At 68.6% G+C, this 18,826-nt stretch carries 20 protein-coding genes and 1 pseudogene; 5 read left to right on the top strand and 16 right to left on the bottom strand.

The features are described 5' to 3' along the window. Positions 1-170: 170 nt before the first annotated feature. Positions 171-686: a transcriptional regulator gene (locus EV651_RS37935; protein WP_133790468.1), complete on the top strand. Its 516-nt coding sequence runs from the start codon at positions 171-173 to the stop codon at positions 684-686. 252 nt (positions 687-938) lie between these two features. Here the strand turns inward: EV651_RS37935 and nusB are convergent, their stop codons facing one another. Beyond that, positions 939-1,349 carry a transcription antitermination factor NusB gene (gene nusB / locus EV651_RS37930; protein ID WP_133790466.1) on the bottom strand — a complete coding sequence of 137 codons (411 nt, stop codon included), beginning with the start codon at positions 1,347-1,349 and terminating at the stop codon, positions 939-941. Between the two features lie 35 nt (positions 1,350-1,384). Beyond that, positions 1,385-1,948: an elongation factor P gene (gene efp, locus EV651_RS37925; RefSeq protein WP_133790465.1), complete on the bottom strand. Its 564-nt coding sequence runs from the start codon at positions 1,946-1,948 to the stop codon at positions 1,385-1,387. A gap of 146 nt (positions 1,949-2,094) precedes the next feature. Between efp and EV651_RS41690 the strand changes: the two genes are divergently transcribed. Further along, positions 2,095-2,940, top strand: coding sequence for a hypothetical protein (locus EV651_RS41690; protein ID WP_166658925.1), 846 nt, complete (start codon positions 2,095-2,097; stop codon positions 2,938-2,940). Between the two features lie 5 nt (positions 2,941-2,945). On the opposite strand, the gene EV651_RS37915 is transcribed toward EV651_RS41690, so the two are convergent. Beyond that, positions 2,946-3,443: a MarR family winged helix-turn-helix transcriptional regulator gene (locus tag EV651_RS37915; RefSeq protein ID WP_133790461.1), complete on the bottom strand. Its 498-nt coding sequence runs from the start codon at positions 3,441-3,443 to the stop codon at positions 2,946-2,948. 74 nt (positions 3,444-3,517) lie between these two features. Between EV651_RS37915 and EV651_RS37910 the strand changes: the two are divergent. Continuing rightward, positions 3,518-4,339, top strand: a pseudogene (locus tag EV651_RS37910) (EamA family transporter); the annotation flags it as partial. A gap of 39 nt (positions 4,340-4,378) precedes the next feature. Here EV651_RS37910 and EV651_RS42790 read toward each other — a convergent pair. From EV651_RS42790 to EV651_RS37895, 3 genes are all read right to left on the bottom strand, one after another. Further along, positions 4,379-4,519 (bottom strand): LuxR C-terminal-related transcriptional regulator, encoded by a 141-nt coding sequence (locus tag EV651_RS42790; protein WP_238157469.1) that lies wholly within the window; start codon positions 4,517-4,519, stop codon positions 4,379-4,381. Positions 4,520-5,107: 588 nt separating this feature from the next. Continuing rightward, entirely contained in the window at positions 5,108-5,545 is a 438-nt protein-coding gene (aroQ, locus tag EV651_RS37900) for a type II 3-dehydroquinate dehydratase (protein WP_133790607.1), read from the bottom strand. Between the two features lie 14 nt (positions 5,546-5,559). Continuing rightward, positions 5,560-6,156 carry a TetR family transcriptional regulator gene (locus EV651_RS37895; RefSeq protein WP_133790457.1) on the bottom strand — a complete coding sequence of 199 codons (597 nt, stop codon included), beginning with the start codon at positions 6,154-6,156 and terminating at the stop codon, positions 5,560-5,562. A 49-nt stretch (positions 6,157-6,205) separates the two neighbouring features. Here EV651_RS37895 and EV651_RS37890 point away from each other — a divergent pair, with 49 nt between their 5' ends. Next, positions 6,206-8,218: an AAA family ATPase gene (locus EV651_RS37890; protein WP_133790455.1), complete on the top strand. Its 2,013-nt coding sequence runs from the start codon at positions 6,206-6,208 to the stop codon at positions 8,216-8,218. On the opposite strand, the gene EV651_RS37885 is transcribed toward EV651_RS37890, so the two are convergent. From EV651_RS37885 to EV651_RS37855, 7 genes are all read right to left on the bottom strand, one after another. Further along, on the bottom strand, positions 8,215-9,300 hold the full coding sequence (locus tag EV651_RS37885) for a Gfo/Idh/MocA family protein (RefSeq protein WP_133790452.1): 1,086 nt from the start codon (positions 9,298-9,300) through the stop codon (positions 8,215-8,217). The genes EV651_RS37890 and EV651_RS37885 overlap by 4 nt on opposite strands. 977 nt (positions 9,301-10,277) lie before the next feature. Then, complete coding sequence (aroB, locus tag EV651_RS37880; RefSeq protein ID WP_133790450.1) at positions 10,278-11,369, bottom strand: 3-dehydroquinate synthase; 1,092 nt, start codon at positions 11,367-11,369, stop codon at positions 10,278-10,280. Next, positions 11,366-11,866, bottom strand: coding sequence for a shikimate kinase (locus EV651_RS37875; protein WP_133790448.1), 501 nt, complete (start codon positions 11,864-11,866; stop codon positions 11,366-11,368). The genes aroB and EV651_RS37875 overlap by 4 nt, the downstream gene beginning before the upstream one ends. After that, positions 11,863-13,062: a chorismate synthase gene (gene aroC / locus EV651_RS37870; RefSeq protein ID WP_133790446.1), complete on the bottom strand. Its 1,200-nt coding sequence runs from the start codon at positions 13,060-13,062 to the stop codon at positions 11,863-11,865. Before aroC ends, EV651_RS37875 begins: the two co-directional genes overlap by 4 nt. Positions 13,063-13,105: 43 nt before the next feature. After that, complete coding sequence (locus EV651_RS37865; protein WP_133790444.1) at positions 13,106-13,516, bottom strand: type II toxin-antitoxin system VapC family toxin; 411 nt, start codon at positions 13,514-13,516, stop codon at positions 13,106-13,108. Then, positions 13,513-13,776, bottom strand: coding sequence for a type II toxin-antitoxin system Phd/YefM family antitoxin (locus EV651_RS37860; protein ID WP_202870700.1), 264 nt, complete (start codon positions 13,774-13,776; stop codon positions 13,513-13,515). The genes EV651_RS37865 and EV651_RS37860 overlap by 4 nt, the downstream gene beginning before the upstream one ends. Positions 13,777-13,825: 49 nt before the next feature. Beyond that, the gene (locus EV651_RS37855; protein ID WP_133790442.1) at positions 13,826-14,026 is read right to left on the bottom strand and encodes a hypothetical protein; all 201 of its coding nucleotides are present in this window, start codon (positions 14,024-14,026) and stop codon (positions 13,826-13,828) included. 125 nt (positions 14,027-14,151) lie between these two features. Here EV651_RS37855 and EV651_RS37850 point away from each other — a divergent pair, with 125 nt between their 5' ends. Next, entirely contained in the window at positions 14,152-15,273 is a 1,122-nt protein-coding gene (locus EV651_RS37850) for an ADP-ribosylglycohydrolase family protein (RefSeq protein ID WP_133790441.1), read from the top strand. Here the strand turns inward: EV651_RS37850 and EV651_RS37845 are convergent, their stop codons facing one another. The 3 genes from EV651_RS37845 to EV651_RS37835 form a co-directional block, all read right to left on the bottom strand. Next, a complete protein-coding gene (locus EV651_RS37845; RefSeq protein WP_133790439.1) occupies positions 15,274-16,851 on the bottom strand; it encodes an FAD-binding protein in 1,578 nt (525 codons plus the stop codon). An 89-nt stretch (positions 16,852-16,940) separates the two neighbouring features. Further along, positions 16,941-17,648, bottom strand: a complete 708-nt coding sequence (locus tag EV651_RS37840) for an A24 family peptidase (protein WP_238157459.1) — start codon at positions 17,646-17,648, stop codon at positions 16,941-16,943. Between the two features lie 19 nt (positions 17,649-17,667). After that, positions 17,668-18,720 carry a DUF2330 domain-containing protein gene (locus EV651_RS37835; protein ID WP_133790435.1) on the bottom strand — a complete coding sequence of 351 codons (1,053 nt, stop codon included), beginning with the start codon at positions 18,718-18,720 and terminating at the stop codon, positions 17,668-17,670. Between the last annotated feature and the right edge of the window lie 106 nt (positions 18,721-18,826).

The raw sequence follows: 18,826 nt of genomic DNA, 5'->3' as shown, positions 1-18,826 counted from the left end.
GTCTTTAAAGGACGTTCGGACCGCTTGACATGGTATCGGATGTGACACGCCGTCTTGACGCTGGCCTCTGACCCAGAATATTGTTACTCTGTGTAATCGAGGGGGTTTGGCCATCTGGCCCGTTCCCTGCGGGCCGGACATGACGAAACTAGTCGGAGGGAAGAACCAGCGTGCCGAGCGAATACGCGAAGACACTGGGTGGCAAGCTACGTGCCATCCGCCAGCAGCAGGGTTTGTCGCTGCATGGCGTGGAAGAGAAGTCCAAGGGTCGCTGGAAGGCGGTTGTCGTCGGCTCGTACGAGCGCGGCGATCGAGCCGTCACGGTCCAGAAGCTCGCGGAGCTCGCCGATTTCTACGGCGTGCCGATCCGTGAGCTGCTCCCTGGGTCCGCCAGCGCGGCTGCCGCGGCTGCCGCTCCTCCCCGGTTGATCCTCGACCTGGAGGCCCTGCAACACCTCGACGCGAGCGAGGCCGGTCCGCTGACGCGGTACGCGGCCACGATCCAGGCTCAGCGTGGGGACTACAACGGAAAGGTGCTGTCGATCCGTCAGGACGACATGCGGACGCTCGCGGTCATCTACGACGAGTCGCCGACGACGCTGACCGAGCGCTTCATCTCCTGGGGTGTACTGAACCCGGAGGCGAAGGGTGACGTCGAGGAAACGTCCGAAGCCGCCGGCGCCTGACGCCTGAGAAGGCAGCAATCTGGCGAAGGTACTAGACGGTCGGGGCTTGTAGCAGCTGGCCCGCGGCCGCCCGCCTTCCTCAGCAGACGGAACAGAGCACTACCAACGCAGTACCAATGCAGGACCAACGCAGTACCAGCGGCAGGTACCACCTCACCGGCCGCACACGGGGACGCAACGGCGGCCCGGGACCGTACCGAGACGGTCACCGGGCCTGAGAGAGGGCTCGCCCCCTCACTTCCCAGCAGCGATTCAGACGCCCAGTGTGGGCTTCAGCTGCAGCAGTCTGGCCAGCAGGCCGTTGACGAACGTCGGGGACTCGTCGGTCGACAGGTCCCGCGCGAGCGCGACCGCCTCGCTCACCGCGACCACGTCCGGCACCTGGTCGTCGAACAGCAGCTCGTAGGCGCCGATCCGCAGGATGTTCCGGTCGACGGCCGGCATCCGGTCCAGCGTCCAGCCGACCGAGTGGGTCTCGAGCAGGTCGTCGATCTGCTCATTGTGTTTCGCGACCCCTTCGACCAGCGCCACGGTGAACTCGTTCACCGGCGGGTCGTTGTCGGCCACCCGGTCAGCCAGGGTGCCGCCGACCGGCAACCCCCTGACCTCCGACTCGAACAGCACGTCGAGGGCGCGCTTGCGGGCCTTGCTCCGGGCAGACATCTTCTGTTGTCGACTTTCCCTAGAGGTTGCGCTGCTCAGGAGGTGACGCGGCCGAGGTAGTCCCCGGTGCGGGTGTCGACCTTGACCTTCTCGCCGGTGGTCAGGAAGAGCGGGACCTGGATGTCGTAACCGGTCTCCAGCTTGGCCGGCTTGGTGCCGCCGCTGGAGCGGTCGCCCTGCAGACCGGGCTCGGTGTACTCGACCGTGAGCTCGACCGAGGCCGGGAGCTCGACGTACAGCGGGAGCTCGTCGTGCACCGCGACGATGGCGTCCTGGTTCTCCAGCAGGAAGTGCACCGCGTCGCCGACCACCTCGGGGGTGAGCTGCAGCTGGTCGTAGGTGCTCTTGTCCATGAAGACGTACGACGTGCCGTCGTTGTACAGGTACGTCATGTCACGCTTGTCGACCGTGGCCACGTCGACCTTGACGTCGGCGTTGAACGTCTTGTCGACCACCTTGCCGGACAGCACGTTCTTCAGCTTGGTCCGGACGATGGCGCCGCCCTTGCCCGGCTTGTGATGCTGGAACCACACGACGGACCACAGCTGTCCGTCCAGGTCGAGCACCATGCCGTTCTTGAGGTCGTTCGTCGATGCCACGCGGGTATGCCCTTCGAAATCGATCAGCGGTAACGACAAATTGTAGCGGTGACTACCGCATTCCTCCGATTCGTGCGTTCGGCCGGACCCCGGGGGCCGTACGCTGGAGCTCCGGATCGTCCACCGAGGTGCCAGGAGGCCGGCTGATGACGGGGTTCGTGATCTTCGTCGTGGTGATGATCGTGGTCGGCCTGATCAACAAAGCCAAGCAGCAGTCCGGCGGCGGCAACGCCAAGCAGAACGCCCGCATGCAGGCGGTGATCGAGCGGATCCAGGCCCAGCAGGGCGGCAACCAACCGGTCCAGTTCCAGGGCCAGTTCACCCAGGCCGCCGGGCCGGGCGGACCACCTCCGGCGCCGATACCAGGGCAGATGCAGACCGGGACTGCGCAGGGCAGTCAGCAGGCCGCGGCCGTTCTCCAGCAACTCCTGCAGAACGGGCGGCAGCCGCGACACATGGGCGAGCGGAACTCCCCCGGCCAGGCGGCACAGCAGCCCGGCTTCGGTACGCCGTACCAGCCGCCGGCGCAGTTCCAGCCCTCCCAGTACCCGGCGCAGTACCCGGTGCAGTACAACCCGGGGCCGTACCAGCCGCCGGCGCATCGACCGCAGCAGAACAACCTGCCGTCGACGAAGCAGGACCTGGACGCCAGGGTGCGGGACCTGATGAAGGCGGGCCACGAGGTAGGCGCGATCCGGTTGCTGAGCGACGAGCGTGAGATGGGGATCCTCGAGGCGCAGAAGTACGCCCGCACCTTGGTCGCGCCGCCGGCAGCTCAGCAAGGAACCGACGTACCGGACGAGCCTGACGAGGAGCGGTACGTCGGTTCAGCGGCGTTCGCGGAGTCGATCTTCAACGTCAACGACCGTGACGAAAACGTGTGGGCCAGCGGCTGGGTCGACGTACCCGAGCCGGAGGATCGCTCCGACATCGAGGAGCTGTGGCAGACCGTCAGCAACCCGCCGCGGGCCACTCCTCCCACGTCGCAGTGAGGTAGCTAGTCCCGCTTATCCCCGAGTGACTCCAGTAGCGTCCGCAGCAGACCTGCCAGCTGCTCGCGTTCAGCCGCCGACAGGCCGGCGAGTAGCTGCGACTCGGTGTCGACGTGTGTCGGCAGCACCTTGTCGATCAGCTCGAGGCCCTCAGGCGTCAGGGTCACCAGCACACCACGGCGGTCGGTCTCACTCGGCGCACGCGTCACCAGTCCGCGAGCCTCCAGCCGATCCAGCCGTTGACTGATCGCTCCCGACGTGACCATCGACGAGTGCATCAGCCCGGCCGGGGTCAGGCTGTGCTCGGCGTTGCTGCGCCGCAGGGTCGCCAGTACGTCGAAAGACGCGCGGTCCAGGTCATGCTTGCTGAAGTTCCGCCGCAGCTCGGCGTCGAACAGCGCGCCGAGGCGGCTCATCCGCCCGATGATGCCCATCGGCGACGGATCCAGGTCCGGCCGCCGCACACGCCACTGCTCGAGCACCAGGTCGACGTGATCTGCCATCCACCCAGCCTAGCGCCAGATCCCTTAGCGCTGAGAGACTTGAAAGTTGCTTAGCACTGAGATACTTTATCTTAGTGCTAAGCAATCGACGCTCGACCATCCTCCTGACCACGGCCATCGCGCCGATGCTCTGGGGCACGACCTACGTGGTGACCACCGAGTTCCTGCCGCCCCACCGCCCTCTGCTGGCCGCACTCTTGCGCGCGCTGCCGGCCGGCCTCCTGCTCGTCGCGGTCACCCGTGTCCTGCCGCGCGGCAGTTGGTGGTGGCGCTCGCTGCTCCTCGGCACGCTCAACATCGGCGCCTTCAACGCGTTCTTGTTCGTCGGTGCGTACCGGCTGCCAGGTGGCGTGGCGGCGACCGTCGGTGCGATCCAGCCTCTGCTGGTCGCTTTGCTGTCCGCTGGTCTGCTGCGCCAGCGCCTGTCACTGCGCACCGTTTTCACTGCGCTGGCGGGCGTGTTCGGCGTCGGTCTGCTCGTGCTGCGAGCTACCGCACGACTCGACATGGGGGGCGTACTCGCAGCCGCCGGCGCTGCGGTCGTCATGGCATTCGGCGTCGTACTCAGCAAGCGCTGGACGTCACCTGCTCCCCTGCTGGCCACTACGGGCTGGCAGCTCGTCGCTGGTGGACTTGTGCTCCTGCCAGTGGCCTTCCTGGTCGAGGGCGCTTTTCCCGCCTTCACACTGCGGAACGTCGCTGGCTACGCGTACTTGGCGCTGTTCGGCTCGGCACTCGCCTATGCACTCTGGTTCCGCGGACTCCGGGAACTCGTTCCGACCGAGGTCACGTTCCTGGGACTGCTGAGCCCGGTAGTAGCCACCACAGTGGGCTGGCTGGTCCTCTCTCAGCACCTGACCGCATTGCAGGCAGTCGGCGGTCTCATCGTGCTGGCGGCCCTTGCGTTCGCTCAGGTACGACCCGCAGCTCAGCGCCTAGATAAGTCCCTGGCGCAGTGCATAGGCGACGGCGTGGGAGCGGTTCCTGAGCTGCAGGCGGCTGGTGACGTCGTGGAGGACGTTCTTGACCGTCCGCTCCGAGTAGGACAGCTCCCGGGCGATCTCCTGCGTGTCCATGCCGTCCGCGACAAGTCGCAGTACCTGAGTCTCCCGGTCGGAGAGACCGGCGTGGGACAGTCCTCGCGGTGCCACAACGTGGCGCTGCATCCGCGACACCTGGCCGAGCAGCCGTCCCAGCAGGTCCGGAGGCAGGCTGCCGTCACCCGCAGCGGCGGCCTGGACGAGGTGCACAATCCGGTCACCGGTCGCTTCGGTACGCCGTAGTACGCCGGAGACCCCCAGCTCGACAGCTGTCATCAGCGCTTCGTCGTCGATCGTGCTGCCGATCAGCACGGTCCGGCGGAAACCCCGCTGCGTCGCGGCCCGCAGTACCTGAACGGCACCGGCGTCCAGCGAGTCGACGGCAACCAACGCGACCACTGGCGGGGCAGTGCGCCGATTGGCCGACTGAGCGAGCCGCTGCGCCCCCAGGTCAGCGTCATCGATCACGCTGATCTCCGGGCACTGCCGCAGCGTGTGCACCAGCCCGAACTGCGACAGCGGGTCAAGCGCCTTGACCCAGACCGGAATCCGGTGGTGCTGACCGAGAGGTTCCCCCACCTGTTGTGTCGTCACAACCATCTGATGCCCGAAGGGGCAGATTGGTTATGAATCGAGGGTGGTGAGCGCGCGGAGCGCGAGCCGGTACGAGTCGACCCCGAAGCCGGCGATCGTCCCGGTCGCCACCCCGGCGACCACGCTGGTGTGCCGGAACTCCTCGCGGGCGGCCGGATTGGTCAGGTGGATCTCGATCAACGGAGCGGTCCGCTGCGCGATCGCGTCCCGCAACGCGTACGAGTAATGGGTGAACGCGGCCGGGTTCAGGACGACGGGAATCCGGCCGTCCGCGGCCTCGTGCAGCCAGCCGACCAACTCGGCCTCGTCGTCGGTCTGCCGTACGTCGACCTCGAACCCGAGCTCGGCGCCCGTCTTCTCACACACCCCGACCAGCTCGGCGAACGTCGTCGTACCGTACTTCTCCGGCTCCCGCGACCCCAGCCGCCCGAGGTTCGGCCCGTTCAGCACCAGCACTCGCCTGCTCACATCCGTCACAGCGTTCACCCTAGCGGGAGGCCGTCGAAGGCGATCTCGGCCTCGGTCACCGCGTCCAGGTAGCGGTCGGCGGCCCGCTGCCCGGCCTCGATGGCTTCCCAGTTGCGGCGGGACAGCACCCGCTGGACCGACACCGTCTGGGCGGCAAGGAGTTCGCCCGCGAGGTCGCCTCCGAGGGCGGTCGCGAGGGCGTGCTGGTCGTCGTCCATGAACTGGTGCAGCCGGGTCGTGAGGGCGGGGGTACCGAAGACGAGCTTGTAGTAGGCGAGGACCTGCGGATGGTCGTTCAGGCCCGTCACCGGGTCGCGGGCAGTGAGACCGGCCATGAAGTGCTCACGCAGCGCCTGGACCGGCGGGACCGCGGCCGTCGCGACCACCCGGGCCGACTCGTGCCGATGGTCGGCGATCCGGTGCAGGACGAGGTCCTGCTTGGTCGGGAAGTACTTGAACAACGTCGGTTTGGAGACGTTCGCCGCCTCGGCGATGTCGGCCACCGACACCTCGTCGAAGCCGCGCTTCAGGAACAGCGCGATCGCCGCCTCGGACAGGGCGTCGTGCGTCTGCTGCTTCTTGCGTTCGCGGAGTCCGGTCACAGTGATCATGTTAACCTAGGCAAAAGATTGACCGAGTTAATCTTTTGTGGAGGGGCGGATGAAGGAGCTCGACGAGGAACGCGCGTACGCCGATCGTTGCCGGGACGCGCTGCGGCGGATGGTCGCGGGTGCGCGGGAGAACGTGGTCGTCGGCGAGGGCACCTGGGGTGACCGGTACACCGCCGAGCGGCTGGGCTTCTACCTCAAGACGCTGGCTCGCGACATGGGTGAGGAGGGCGACAACCCGCCGTTCTTCGGCGTGATCGCGTACGGCGCCACGGACCCGGCGGCCGGCGAGCACCGCCGCCAGACGTACTACCTCGGCCGCCGGCACATCTCGGACGCGATCGGCCGCCCGCCGATGGTGATCGACTGGCGCGCGCCGGTGTCGGCCTCGTTCTACCAGGCGTCCGCCGTCGAGCCGCGCGGGATCGACGTCCGCCGCCGCTTCGGCTGGTCAGGGAATCGGCTGACGAGCTTCGAGGACGAGCATCTCCGGACGAGTTCTGGTGACGGTTCTGGTGGCGGTTCTGGTGACGGCTTTGGTGGCTCGGCCAGCGAGCTTGTGCGGCGGGAGATCGAGCGGGCTCGCGTGGGTCCGATGCGGGACATCGTCGCCACGATCCAGCCCGAGCAGGACACACTCGTGCGGACCGGACTCGACGTCTCGGTGTGCATCCAGGGCGCGCCGGGGACCGGCAAGACCGCGGTCGGCCTGCACCGCGCCGCCTACCTGCTGTATGCGCACCGGTCGCGGCTCGAACGCAACGGTGTCCTCGTCCTCGGACCGAACCGGGCGTTCCTGCACTACATCTCCGCCGTACTCCCGACCCTCGGTGAAGTGGACGTCGAACAGACCACGATCGAGCAACTGCTGGACCGCGAGGTGCGGGCGGTCGACGACCCGATAGCGGCCGCGATCAAGCACGACGTACGGATGGCCGAAGTCCTTCGGAGAGCGGTCTACGGGCGCATCGGGCGGCCGGCACAGGCGGTCGTGGTGCGGGACGAGTCGTACAAGTGGCGGGTCAGTCAGCATGAGTTCGCGGAGATGGTGGACGAGGCCGAGGCTGATGCGACGACGTACTCGACCGGTCGCGAGCGGGTGATCGCACGGCTCGTCGCCGCGGTGCAACGGCAGGCCGAAGCGCGCGGGCAGAACTGCAACGGCGTTTGGCTGCGGCGGATGGCGCGGGGCGTGACGCCGTACGTCGAGGAGGTGTGGCCGGCGTTGAAGGCGGACGAGGTGCTGGCCGAGTATCTGAGCGATCCCAGTCAGGTGGGCATCCTGACGGCGGAGGAGCAGCGCGCCATCGCGTGGTCGCGCCCGCGTAAGGCGAAGAGCGCGCGCTGGACGGCCGCGGACGCCGTACTGCTCGACGAGGTGAGCGCGTTGCTCGAGCGCTCTCCGACGTACGGCCACGTGATCGTGGACGAGGCTCAGGACCTCTCCCCCATGCAGTGCCGGGCGATTGCGCGGCGCAGCGAACACACCTCGATCACGGTGCTCGGCGATCTTGCGCAAGGTACGACGGCTTGGGCGGCCGACGACTGGGCGACACAGCTCAGGCACCTCGGAAAGCCTGCTGCGGAGATCGTTGCTTTGAGCACCGGGTACCGCGTCCCGGGGACCGTGGTCGAGCTGGCCAACCGCCTGCTGGACGCGCTCGACGTCGCGGTTCCACCGACCAGGTCGTTCCGCTCGGACGGCGAGCTGACCATCACACGTGTCGACGATGTCGCGGCCGCATGCGTCGAGAGCATCCGGAGAGCGCTCTCGGTCGAGGGCTCGATCGGTGTCATTGCCGCCGATCACCACTTGCCGGCGGTGAGCGATGCGCTGAAGGCGGCCGGGATCGAGAGCTCGGCGGCGGACGGTGACGGTCGCGTCGCCGTCGTACCGGCGAGCCTGGCGAAGGGGCTTGAGTACGACCACGTCATCGCACTCGAGCCGTCCGAGATCGTCGCCTCCGAGACCCGCGGCCTCAACCGCCTGTACGTCGTCCTCACGCGGGCGGTCTCCCGGTTGGACATCCTGCACAGCCGGGAGCTACCACCCGAGCTGACCTAACTCCAGGGGGCGCCGGGGCCGCCCATGCGTTGTGCGTACGGCGTACCGTGGCCGAGCTCACCGCGGCGGATCGGCTTGTCGGTGAACGCGGAGGCGTAGATGGCCGCGGCGAGTTCGAGCGTGTTGCGCGCCTCGGCCAGCGTGACCGGGGTGGGTTCGCCCGCGGCCTTGGCGTCGAGGATCGCGGCGAGCTGTGCGGTGTGACCGCTCGCCACATCCGGCAGATCGGCCGACCAGGCGGTGGCGATCTCTTCGTGGCCAGGAGCGGGCGTGATCGTCCAGTCGGGGTTCTTGTACCCGTACAGGTGCTCCAGCTCCACGGTCGCGTTCTCGCAGTCGAAGCGCAGCTGGGAGGTCTGCCGCGCGGACACCAGCGAGTTCACGACCGACGCCACCGCGCCGCTCTCGAACGTCACGAGCGCCATCGACACGTCCTCGGTCTGCGTCGGCCGCGCCTGCCGGGCGGCGAGCGCGGTCACCTTCTCCCACGGGCCGAGGATCGACAGCAACAGGTCGTACTGGTGGATCCCGTGGCCCATCGTCGGACCGCCACCCTCGACGTCGAACGTACCGCGCCAGGGCACCGCGAAGTACGCGTCGTCGCGGTACCAGACGGTGTTGCACAGGGCAACCAACGGGCGCCCGAGGACGCCGTCGGCGAGCAGTTCGCGCAGCCGGACCGCCCCGGATCCGAAGCGGTGCTGGAACACGCACGCCACCTGCGCGGCGGACTTCTCCTCCGCGGCCACGAGCGCGTCGAACTCGTCGAGCGACAGGGTCGGCGGCTTCTCCAGGTACACGTCGACATCCGCGGCGAGGCACTCGGCAGCCAACGGGACGTGCGAGTTCGGCGGCGTACACAGATGAACCAGATCGACCCGGCCGGCGGCCAGCAGGTCGGTCAGGCTCGCGTACGTCGCCGGGATGTTCCACTGGGCGGCGAACTCCTTCGCCCGATCCAGATCAACGTCGACGGCCGCGACCAACTCGGCCCGCTCAGGCAACGCCGCAACAGCCCGCGCATGCGAGGCGGCAATCCCTCCGGTCCCGACGATCGCGATCCGATACTTGCTCTCACTCATATGGAAAGCCCTTTCCGAGGCATCTCCAGCATCCTCCGCGCCCCACCCCCATCCCACAACCCACCGCCCACCATCTGACCACATCCAGCCACCCCCACCCTCAACCCGCACCACCCCCGCCATGCCCACCAACTCACAACACAGCCCGCCGCGCCACACCACAGGCCGCGAGCCCACGGCCCCCCTCGCCGGGACGTAAAACAGGAGGCGGTGCCACCACACAAACCGCCGGGACACAGCACCCATCCCGGGGACACGGAACAGGAAATAACAGGCCCCCAGTCACCAGACCCTGTCCAACCCCACGCCCCTCGGCACCCGTGCGTCACGGAACAGCAAGCGGGGCACTACACAGGACCGCGGGACACGGCACCCCACGCCGGGGCGCGGAACAGGAAATACCAGGTGCCCAGCCACCAGATCCCGTCCAACCACACCACACCCGGCACGCACTCAGTCACCGAACAGGAAGCAGGGCCACCCACACAGAACCCGGCAACACGGCACCCCTCGCGGGGGGGTGGAACAGGAAATAGCAGGTGCACGGTCACCAGACCCTGTGCAACCACACGACCCTCGGCACCCGCGCAGTCACCGAACAGGACGCGGGCCCACCACACAGGACCCGGCAACACCGCACCCCTCGCGGGGACGTGGAACAGGAAATAACAGGTGCCCGGTCACCAGACCCTGTGCAACCACACGACCCGCGGCGCCCGTGCAGTCCCGGAACAGGAAGCGGGCCCACCACACAGGACCCGGGGACACGGCACCCTGCGCGGGGGCGTGGAACAGGAAATAACAGGTGCCCGGTCACCAGACCCTGTGCAACGGCACCGGAGCTGGCGCGCTGGGAGTGCGGGCGCGGGGACGTGGGACCGGGACGTGGGGCCGGGACGTGGGGCCGGGACGTGGGGCCGGGACGTGGGGCCGGGACGTGGGGCGCGATGCCTTGGGCGGGGGTTCGGCGTGGGAGGTTAGGTGGTTTCGGTGTAGGCGGCTATTAGGAGGCTGGGGTCGGGGGCCTCGAGGATGGTGGGTTTGGCGAGGGCGTCGAGGATGACGAAGCGGAGGCGGTTGGCTCTCGTTTTTTTGTCGAGTTTCATGGCGTCTTGGAGGTGGGGCCAGGCGTCGGGGCGGTAGGTGACGGGGAGGCCCAGGGATTCCAGGACGGTGCGGTGGCGGTCGGCGGTGGCGTCGTCCAGGCGGCCGGCGGCGCGGGACAGTTCGGCGACGAAGACCATGCCGATGCTGATCGCGGCACCGTGGCGCCACTTGTAGCGCTCGACGCGTTCGATGGCGTGGCCGAGGGTGTGCCCGTAGTTGAGCGCCTCGCGCCCGATCGGCCCGCCCGCGGTGGTCGTCCGCTCGCGCAGGTCCGCGCCGACCGTGTCCGCCTTCACCTGGATGGACCGGGCGATCAGCTCCTCGGTCGCGCCGTACGACGGGCTCTTGGCGCCGGCCGGGTCCTTCTCGATGAGGTCGAGGATCACCGGGTCCGCGATGAAGCCGCACTTCACGACCTCGGCGAGGCCGCTGACGTAGTCGTTGACGGGCAGTGTCTCGAGTGCGGCGAGGTCGCACAGTACGCCGGCCGGCTCCCAGAACGCGCCGACCAGGTTCTTGCCCTCGGCCGTGTTGATCCCGGTCTTGCCGCCGACGGCCGCGTCGACCATGCCGAGCAGAGTCGTCGGGATGTGCACGACCTTCACGCCGCGCAGCCAGGTGGCGGCAACGAATCCGGCGAGATCGGTCGTCGTGCCGCCGCCGACGCTGACGATCGCGTCCGAGCGGGTGAAGCCGGCCTGCCCGAGGACCGACCAGCAGTACGCCAACACCTCTGCGGTCTTGGCCTCCTCGGCGTCCGGGATCTCGATCGCGTGCGCGGTGAACCCGGAGCCGGTCAGGTCGTCGCGGATCGCGTCACCGGTCGAGCGCAGTGCCCGCGGGTGGATGACGGCGACCCGCTGCACGCCGTCACCCAGCAGGGCGGGCAGCTCCCCGAGCAGGTTGTTGCCGATGACAACGTCGTACGGCGCGGCCGCCTCGACGCGGATCCTTGCACTCACGAGAGCTGCTCCAGGATCTCGTCGGCGATCTGGTCCGGAGTCTTGCCGTCGGTGAGTACGGTCTGCTTGGCGACCTCGCCGTACAGCGGGCGACGCGCCTCCATCAGGTTGCGCAGCTGGGTCCGGACGTTGCCGAGCAGCAGCGGACGCGCGACGCTGAGGCCGACGCGCTTCGTCGCCTCCCCCAGGCTGACGTCGAGGAACACCACGGTGTGGCCGGCCAGGTCGGCGCGGGTGGCGGGGTCGAGGATCGCGCCGCCGCCGAGCGACAGCACCTCGCGGTCGCCCTGCAGCGCGGCCACGATCGCCTCCCGCTCGAGCTTGCGGAAGTGCGGCTCGCCCTCGTCGACGAAGATGTCCGAGATCGGCTTGCCCGCGCCGGCCTCGATGTCGGTGTCGGTGTCGCGGTGCGGTACGCCGAGCCGCTTCGCGAGCAGTGCCGCGATCGTGGACTTGCCCGATCCGGGCGGGCCGACCAGCACAACGACGGGGCTCACTCCCACTCCCGCGGGGTGATCGTCTTCGGCAGGTTCGCCAGGTACGACTGGTGGTTGCGCGCGGTCTCCGCAACCGAGTCGCCGCCGAACTTCTCCAGCGACACCTCGGCAAGCACCAGCGCGACCATCGCCTCGGCGACGATGCCGGCTGCCGGTACGGCGCAGACGTCCGAACGCTGGTGGTGCGCGGCAGCGGCCTCGCCGGTGGCGGTGTCGATCGTGCGGAGGGCGCGCGGGACGGTCGCGATCGGCTTCATCGCGGCGCGGACCCGGAGCGTCTCGCCGGTGCTCATCCCGCCCTCGGTACCACCCGAACGACCGCTGGTACGGCGGACCGAGCCGTCCTCGGCGACGATCTCGTCGTGCGCCTTGGAGCCCGGCGTCCGGGCCAGTTCGAACCCGTCGCCGAGCTCGACGCCCTTGATCGCCTGGATGCCCATCAGCGCGCCGGCCAGCTTGGAGTCGAGGCGGCGGTCCCAGTGCACGTAGCTGCCGAGGCCCGGCGGGAGTCCGTCGACGACGACCTCGACGACGCCGCCGAGCGTGTCGCCGGCCTTCTGTGCGGCGTCGATCTCGGCAACCATCTGCTTGCTCGCGTCCTGGTCGAGGCAGCGGACCGGGTCCGCGTCCAGCGCCGCGACATCCGTGTACGCCGGAATCACGCCGTACGGCGCCTTGACGGTGCCGAGCTCGACGACGTGGCTGACGATCGTCACGCCGTACGCCTGGCGGAGGAAGCGGGCCGCGACCTCGCCGAGCGCGACGCGGGCCGCGGTCTCCCGGGCGCTGGCGCGTTCGAGCACCGGGCGGGCCTCGTCGAACCCGTACTTCTGCATGCCGGCTAGGTCGGCGTGGCCGGGCCGCGGGCGGGTCAGCGGCGCGTTCCGCGCGAGGCCGGCCAGCGTTTCCGCGTCGACCGGATCCGCGCTCATCACTTGCTCCCACTTGGGCCACTCGGTGTTGCCCACCTGGATCGCGACCGGGCTGCCGAGAGTCAGTCCGTGCCGGAAGCCGCCGACGAACGTCACCTCGTCCCGCTCGAACTTCATCCGGGCGCCGCGGCCATAGCCCAGCCGACGACGAGCCAGGGCGTCGGCCACGTCATCCGTGGTGACCTCAACGCCTGCGGGAAGACCTTCGAGTACGGCGACGAGCGCTTGTCCGTGCGACTCGCCGGCGGTGAGCCAGCGCAGCATGCCGCGATTCTTTCACGCCGAGTTCGCCCTCCGGACAGCGGTCTCAGTTGTCGAAGGGGTTCAGGAGCCGTACGCCGGTGCGCTCGACGTCGGCGGCGTTGCGGGTAACGAATGTCCAGTCGTGGACGAGTGCGGTCGCGGCCATCAGCCCGTCGACCAGAGGGAGCGGACCGGCCGCATTCAGACGACCCCAGGCCTCGGCGACTTCCAGAGACACCGGGACGATCCGGTCTGCGTAGCCCCGAACCAGTCGTTGTCTCCAGTCCTCGATCGAGGCGGCTTGCTTCGGGTCCCTGGCGGCGAGCCGCTCGACACCCTGCTTCATCTCCCCGACCACGAGAACACTCAGATACAACTGGCTCGACCGGACCGAGCCGATCCAGTCGGCCGCACCGGCATCCGGGGACTTCTTTCGGAACTCCGACACCACGTTCGTGTCGAGCAGAAAGCTCATTCGAAGTCGACCTGCCGCGCCGGCTCGGTCGAGCGCTCGATCTCGAGACCGCTCAGATCCGGCGCCGAGGCCAGGAAGCTTTTGAAATCCACCAGTTCCACCCCGATCATCCGCCGGTAGTCCACGATGTCCAGCACGACGGCGACCTGCTGACCGTGCCTTGTCACGATCTGCGGACCGTCGGTCAGGACTGCCCGGATCAGCTCGCTGAAATGCTGTTTCGCCTCTTGCAACTGCCACTGCCCAGCCGTAACTGTCATGACCATCACCTCGGGAACAGTCTAGACAGACTGGACAGATTCATCAACCTCAGCCGCAGGTCGCGTCGTCCTGGGTGGGGCCGGTGCGGACGGCTAGGACGGCGTTGAAGGTTCTGGCGATCGGGGAGTCCTGGCAGCTGGTGCTGGCCGTGGCTGCCTGACCGCCGGCGATCGCGGCGCCCGTGAGGGCTGTCGTGGCGAGGGCCGCCACGGCCAGACGCCCGGCGGTACGACGAAATGCGGTGGTCATGATGCGCTCCTTCGACGATCGGTTGCTCTACTACCAATGACCGTAGAAGGAACGAGCGCCGCGCGAACTGGCTCCAGATCCCGTCTTGGAGGTAGCGCTGACACCACCACCGATAGGGTCCTGGCATGAGTCGGGTGGCTGATCGGGTAGCTGAGGAGACGTGGCGGGCGCGGGTGCGTGGGTGCCTGTTGGGCGGTGCGATCGGGGACGCGCTGGGCGGTCCGGTGGAGTTCGAGGACGGTCGGTCGATCGTCGCGAAGCACTCCGACGGTCTGCGGACGTTCGTTGCCGGCGGATGGCCGGCGGGGACGATCACCGATGACACCCAGATGACCCTGTTCACGGTCGAGGGACTGATCCGGGCGAGCGTGCGAACCGATCGCGGACTCGGCTTCACCGTAGGTGTCGTGCACCACGCGTACGACCGCTGGCTGGACACGCAGAACCTGCCGGGCCCGAGCGGCGAGCGCGACGGCTGGCTCATCAACGAGCAGTGGCTGTACGCGCGCCGCGCGCCGGGCAACACCTGCCTCACCGCGTTGACCCAGGCCCGCAAGGGTGAGGCCAGGATCGCGCAGTACGGCGGCCAGACGGTCAACGACTCGAAAGGTTGCGGTGGCGTGATGCGGGTCGCGCCGTTCGGGCTGCTGCCGGACGACTTCCCGGCCGAGTGGATCTTCGACTCGGCCGCGACCGCCGCCGGGTACACGCACGGTCACACGACCGGCAAGCTTGCCTCCGGTGCGCTGGCCGCGATCATCCGGGAGCTGTGCGGCGGCGCGAGCCTCGACGACGCACTCACCAGCGCAACAAACCTGCTGATCAAGCACGAGGGCCACGAGGAGACCAGTACGGCGCTCGCGTTCGCCAGGCACCTGGCCGCGACGGCACCGGCCGGACCCGTCACGGTCGAGCGCCTCGGTGGCGGCTGGGTCGCGGAGGAGGCGCTTGCGATCGCCGTCTACGCGGCCCTCGCCTACCCCGAGCCGGAGCAGTTCCTCGATGCCCTCGCGCTCGCGGTCACCCACTCCGGGGACAGCGACTCCACCGGTGCGATCTGCGGGAACATTCTCGGCGCCCTCCACGGTGAGACGGCTCTGCCCGCAGAGCTCGTCTTCACCGTCGAGGGACGTCCGGTCATCCTCCAGCTCGCTGACGACTTCGCACTGGAGTTCAGCCAGGGCAAGCGGCTGCACGGCGACTACGGGCCGCACACCGCCTGGACCACCCGCTACCCGGGCTGGTGACTACAACGGCTCGATCGAGAGCTTGTGGTGGAACACATTGCGCGGGTCCCACTTCGACTTGATCTGCTGCAGCCGCGCGTAGTTGCCGAGGTAGTACAGGTCGTGCCACGGCACACCCGACTTGTTGTACGCCGGATCCGCCAGGTCCACGTCGGGGTAGTTGATGTACGACCCGGCGTTGATCGCGTTCGGCACCGGGACACCGCCCGTGTTGCGGTAGATGTCGGCGTACACCTTCTGTGCCCACGCGATGTTCTTGGCGTCGTCGGTCTCGTTCTGCCAGGACGCGCTGAGCACCATCTTGGCGACTACGTCGCGCTGCGCGGCGGCGGTCGCGTCGGACGGAACGGTGTTCACCTTGCCGCCGTACGGGATCAGCAGCACCGACGACTCCGGTCCGGTGTACGTCGGGTCCGTCAGCCCGCGGTACATCGCCACGATCTGCTCGTCGGTGTACCCCTTCTTGAGGTACCCGGCCTTGTACTTCCCGCGTCCCGGTGACGGCGTATCGGCGATCGAGCGCTCCATCGTGGTGTGCAGGAACGGTCCCTCACCGGCGTCGAAGACCTGCGGGTTCGGGTCCACGCCGGCGACCATCGCCGCGTTGAACGCGTTCATCAGCGCCGCCGCGTTCGGCGCGGCCGCGTCGATCTGGGTGGAGAGCAGGAACTGCCCGGCCGACGAGTGGGTCAGGATGAACGGCGCATAGAGCGTCGCGTACGGCGAGTCCGCGGTGTTGTGCTGCTCGAAGAAGTCGAACCAGTTCCGCACCGTCCGCAGGAAGCCGGCCTGCGTCGTCGTCTTCCAGTCGTACACCAGTAGCGTGGCCCGCAGCGCGGCCGGTGCCTTGGGCAACGATTCGCTCGGTGCCCGGCCGGACGACCCGGCAGACCGCATCAGGTAGCGGGTGACGACACCGAAGTTCCCGCCGCCGCCTCCGGTGTGCGCCCACCACAGGTCGTGGTGCTCGTTGTCGCGCGTCGCCACCACCGATCGCGCCCGTCCACGGGCGTCGACGATCACGATCTCCACGCCGTACAGGTGATCGACGACCGAGCCGTACTTGCGGGACAGCGGCCCGTACCCGCCCCCGCTGAAGTGACCGCCGACGCCGACGCCGAGGCACCCGCCGCCGGGCACTGTGACGCCCCACCCGTAGAACAGCTCCTTGTAGACGGATTCGAGGACCGCCCCAGCGCCGATCGAGAAGGCCCGGTACTGCGGGTCCCAGGTCACCGCGTCGTACGTCGACATGTCCAGCACGACCTCGATGTCGCTGCTGTCCACGAAGTCCTCGAAGCAGTGCCCGCCGCCGCGCACCGCGATCCGCTTCCCGCTGCGGACCGCGTCCTGCACGGCCGCGACGGCGTCCTCGGCCGACCGGATCATCCGCACGTAGTCGGGTTGACCGACGAAGCGGCGATTCTGGCCGCGCTGCACGAGATCCTGGTAGCGCGCGTCACCCGGCCCGATCTTGGCGCTGGTGCCGACGACAGCGGCGGACGCCGTACCAGGTATGGCGAGTGCTGCACCCGCAACGGCTGTTCCGGCCAGGAGACCACGACGACTGACTGGCATTGATTTCCCTCCCGAGAGTTCGAATGTTTCGACCCTAGGAAGGAGGGTGGCGTCCGCACATCAACCATCTGGTGGAGTGGAGGACTCCCCTATCCGGCGTACAACTTCTCCAACGGGGCGCCGAGCAGGACGCCGGCGAGCGCGCCGACGAGCATGAACGGACCGAACGGGACCATCTGTTTGCGGGTCATGATCCGGGCCGCGATCAGCACGATCCCGACGATCGCGCCGAGGAAGAACCCGCCGTACAGCCCGGACACGAACTCGCCCCAGCCGAGCCAGCCGAGCGCCATCCCGAGCAGACCCGACAACCGAACGTCGCCGAACCCGACCCCGCGTGGGAACGCGAACCACAGCACGTAGAACACCGCGAACCCGATCGCTCCAGCGATCGCAGCCCGCCGCAACGAGCCCCACTCCCCCGTCGCCACCGCCGCGGCCAACAGTCCGGCTCCGACCACGAAGTACGTCGGCCAGATGATCACCGACGGCAGGAACCGCGTGCGCGCGTCGATGTACCCGAGCACCGAGCCGGCCACCACGAGCACCAGCCACGCGGGCAGCGCGGCGTCCATACCGAGCACCCAGCCAAGGATGCCGCCGGCCACAGCCGCGAGTCCGCCGCACCAGTACGTCGCTCGCCGACCGGCCAGCGACGCGTACGAGACCTTGGTCTCGCCTTCCTCGAGCTCCGGCTCGGGAATGCTCCGCATCAGCCAGGGACCGAGCACGGGCGCCACGGCACCGCAGGCGACCGCGCCGATTCCCGCAGCGAGCAACGCGTTGTCAGCCGGCACGATCCACGACCCTAGACGACTACCTGCGGACGCCCGCGGCCGCCCGCCGAGCCAGCACCCGCGCGAGCACGATCGCCCCGCCGCCCAGGAGCAGCACGAGTCCGACGAGCACCGCGACCGTGCTCCAGAAACCGTCGTTCTCGGTGACGTAGGTGATCCGCTGGTACTCGTCGTCGTTGGCCGCCTGCGCGAACGTGAAGTCGTCGGTGATCTTGCCCGGCTCGCGGTACGTCGCCGTGTACGCGGTCAGGAAGTCCGTCGGCTTCGGCAACGCTTCCATCTCGACCCGGCCCGCGAAGAGCAGCTCCGGAGTCACGTCGGCGTCCGGCACCTTCGTGGCGTCGACCCGGTGCTCGGCCGCGACGTACACGGTCACGGTCTGCGTCGTGGTCGCACCCTTGCTCAGCCTCATCGGGTACACGATCCGGTCCGACGCGAACGTCAGCCGCAGGGGCGGCGTCGCACCGGACAGGCTCTCGCCGTCCTGCTTCGGCGCGAGCTTCACGGCGACGATCTCCCACTTCTCTGTCAGGTACGGCGTGAGGTTCGCGGCCAGCGTCGACGGTACGACGTACCCGTTCGTACGCAGCCAGTCCGTGACCGCCGTACCGCTGGAGCCGCCGAGACGGGTGACCGCGAACGGGCCGAGCACCATCTGCTGCTTGACGTTCACCCCGGCTCCCGGCGCGGGCGCGCCGGCCGAGTCGCCACGGCCGTTGCCCATGATCCCCAGATCACGGAACGGCCAGTACGTCTTCTTCACCACGCGCTTCGGGCGCGTCAGCTGGCCGAGGCGGTAGAACAGATCCTCGTCGTCGCCGAGGTCGACCTTCGCGGCCGACGGGACCGGCATGATCCAGGCCGCCTTCTTCGACACGCCGTGGACCGACATCGAGAGCGTGATCTGCTCGCTGCCCCCGGCGTACTGGACGAGCGCGTTCTCGCCGTACGCCCGGGCCTGCGACTGTGCGTCCGGCAGATAGCCGCCGCACGCGCACGCCCACGCCGGAGTCACCCCGGCCGCGACGAATCCGGCCGCCAGCACACCTGCGATCACACGCCAAAGCTTCACGGGCCGAACACTAGCTACTTCGACCTGAAAAAGTGTCGGTCGTCGTGAGGGTGGGTGCGGCTGGTGCTTGGTTTGGGTGCGGGTGACCGGATCGGGTGGGCAGGGT

The sequence above is a fragment of the Kribbella sp. VKM Ac-2571 genome (assembly GCF_004362255.1).
GTDB lineage: Bacteria > Actinomycetota > Actinomycetes > Propionibacteriales > Kribbellaceae > Kribbella > Kribbella pratensis.
The sequence above is the reverse complement of the archived record's forward strand: the minus strand, read 5'-3'. Positions and strand labels throughout refer to the sequence as shown.

Excerpts from the sequence above, each read along its gene's own strand:
- nusB (WP_133790466.1), bottom strand. The coding sequence starts at position 1,349 with ATGTCTGCCCGGAGCAAGGCCCGCAAGCGCGCCCTCGACGTGCTGTTC.
- EV651_RS41690 (WP_166658925.1), top strand. The coding sequence starts at position 2,095 with ATGACGGGGTTCGTGATCTTCGTCGTGGTGATGATCGTGGTCGGCCTG.
- EV651_RS37915 (WP_133790461.1), bottom strand. The coding sequence starts at position 3,443 with ATGGCAGATCACGTCGACCTGGTGCTCGAGCAGTGGCGTGTGCGGCGG.
- EV651_RS42790 (WP_238157469.1), bottom strand. The coding sequence starts at position 4,519 with ATGGACACGCAGGAGATCGCCCGGGAGCTGTCCTACTCGGAGCGGACG.
- EV651_RS37895 (WP_133790457.1), bottom strand. The coding sequence starts at position 6,156 with ATGATCACTGTGACCGGACTCCGCGAACGCAAGAAGCAGCAGACGCAC.
- EV651_RS37890 (WP_133790455.1), top strand. The coding sequence starts at position 6,206 with ATGAAGGAGCTCGACGAGGAACGCGCGTACGCCGATCGTTGCCGGGAC.
- EV651_RS37885 (WP_133790452.1), bottom strand. The coding sequence starts at position 9,300 with ATGAGTGAGAGCAAGTATCGGATCGCGATCGTCGGGACCGGAGGGATT.
- aroC (WP_133790446.1), bottom strand. The coding sequence starts at position 13,062 with ATGCTGCGCTGGCTCACCGCCGGCGAGTCGCACGGACAAGCGCTCGTC.
- EV651_RS37865 (WP_133790444.1), bottom strand. The coding sequence starts at position 13,516 with ATGAGCTTTCTGCTCGACACGAACGTGGTGTCGGAGTTCCGAAAGAAG.
- EV651_RS37860 (WP_202870700.1), bottom strand. The coding sequence starts at position 13,776 with ATGACAGTTACGGCTGGGCAGTGGCAGTTGCAAGAGGCGAAACAGCAT.
- EV651_RS37855 (WP_133790442.1), bottom strand. The coding sequence starts at position 14,026 with ATGACCACCGCATTTCGTCGTACCGCCGGGCGTCTGGCCGTGGCGGCC.
- EV651_RS37850 (WP_133790441.1), top strand. The coding sequence starts at position 14,152 with ATGAGTCGGGTGGCTGATCGGGTAGCTGAGGAGACGTGGCGGGCGCGG.
- EV651_RS37845 (WP_133790439.1), bottom strand. The coding sequence starts at position 16,851 with ATGCCAGTCAGTCGTCGTGGTCTCCTGGCCGGAACAGCCGTTGCGGGT.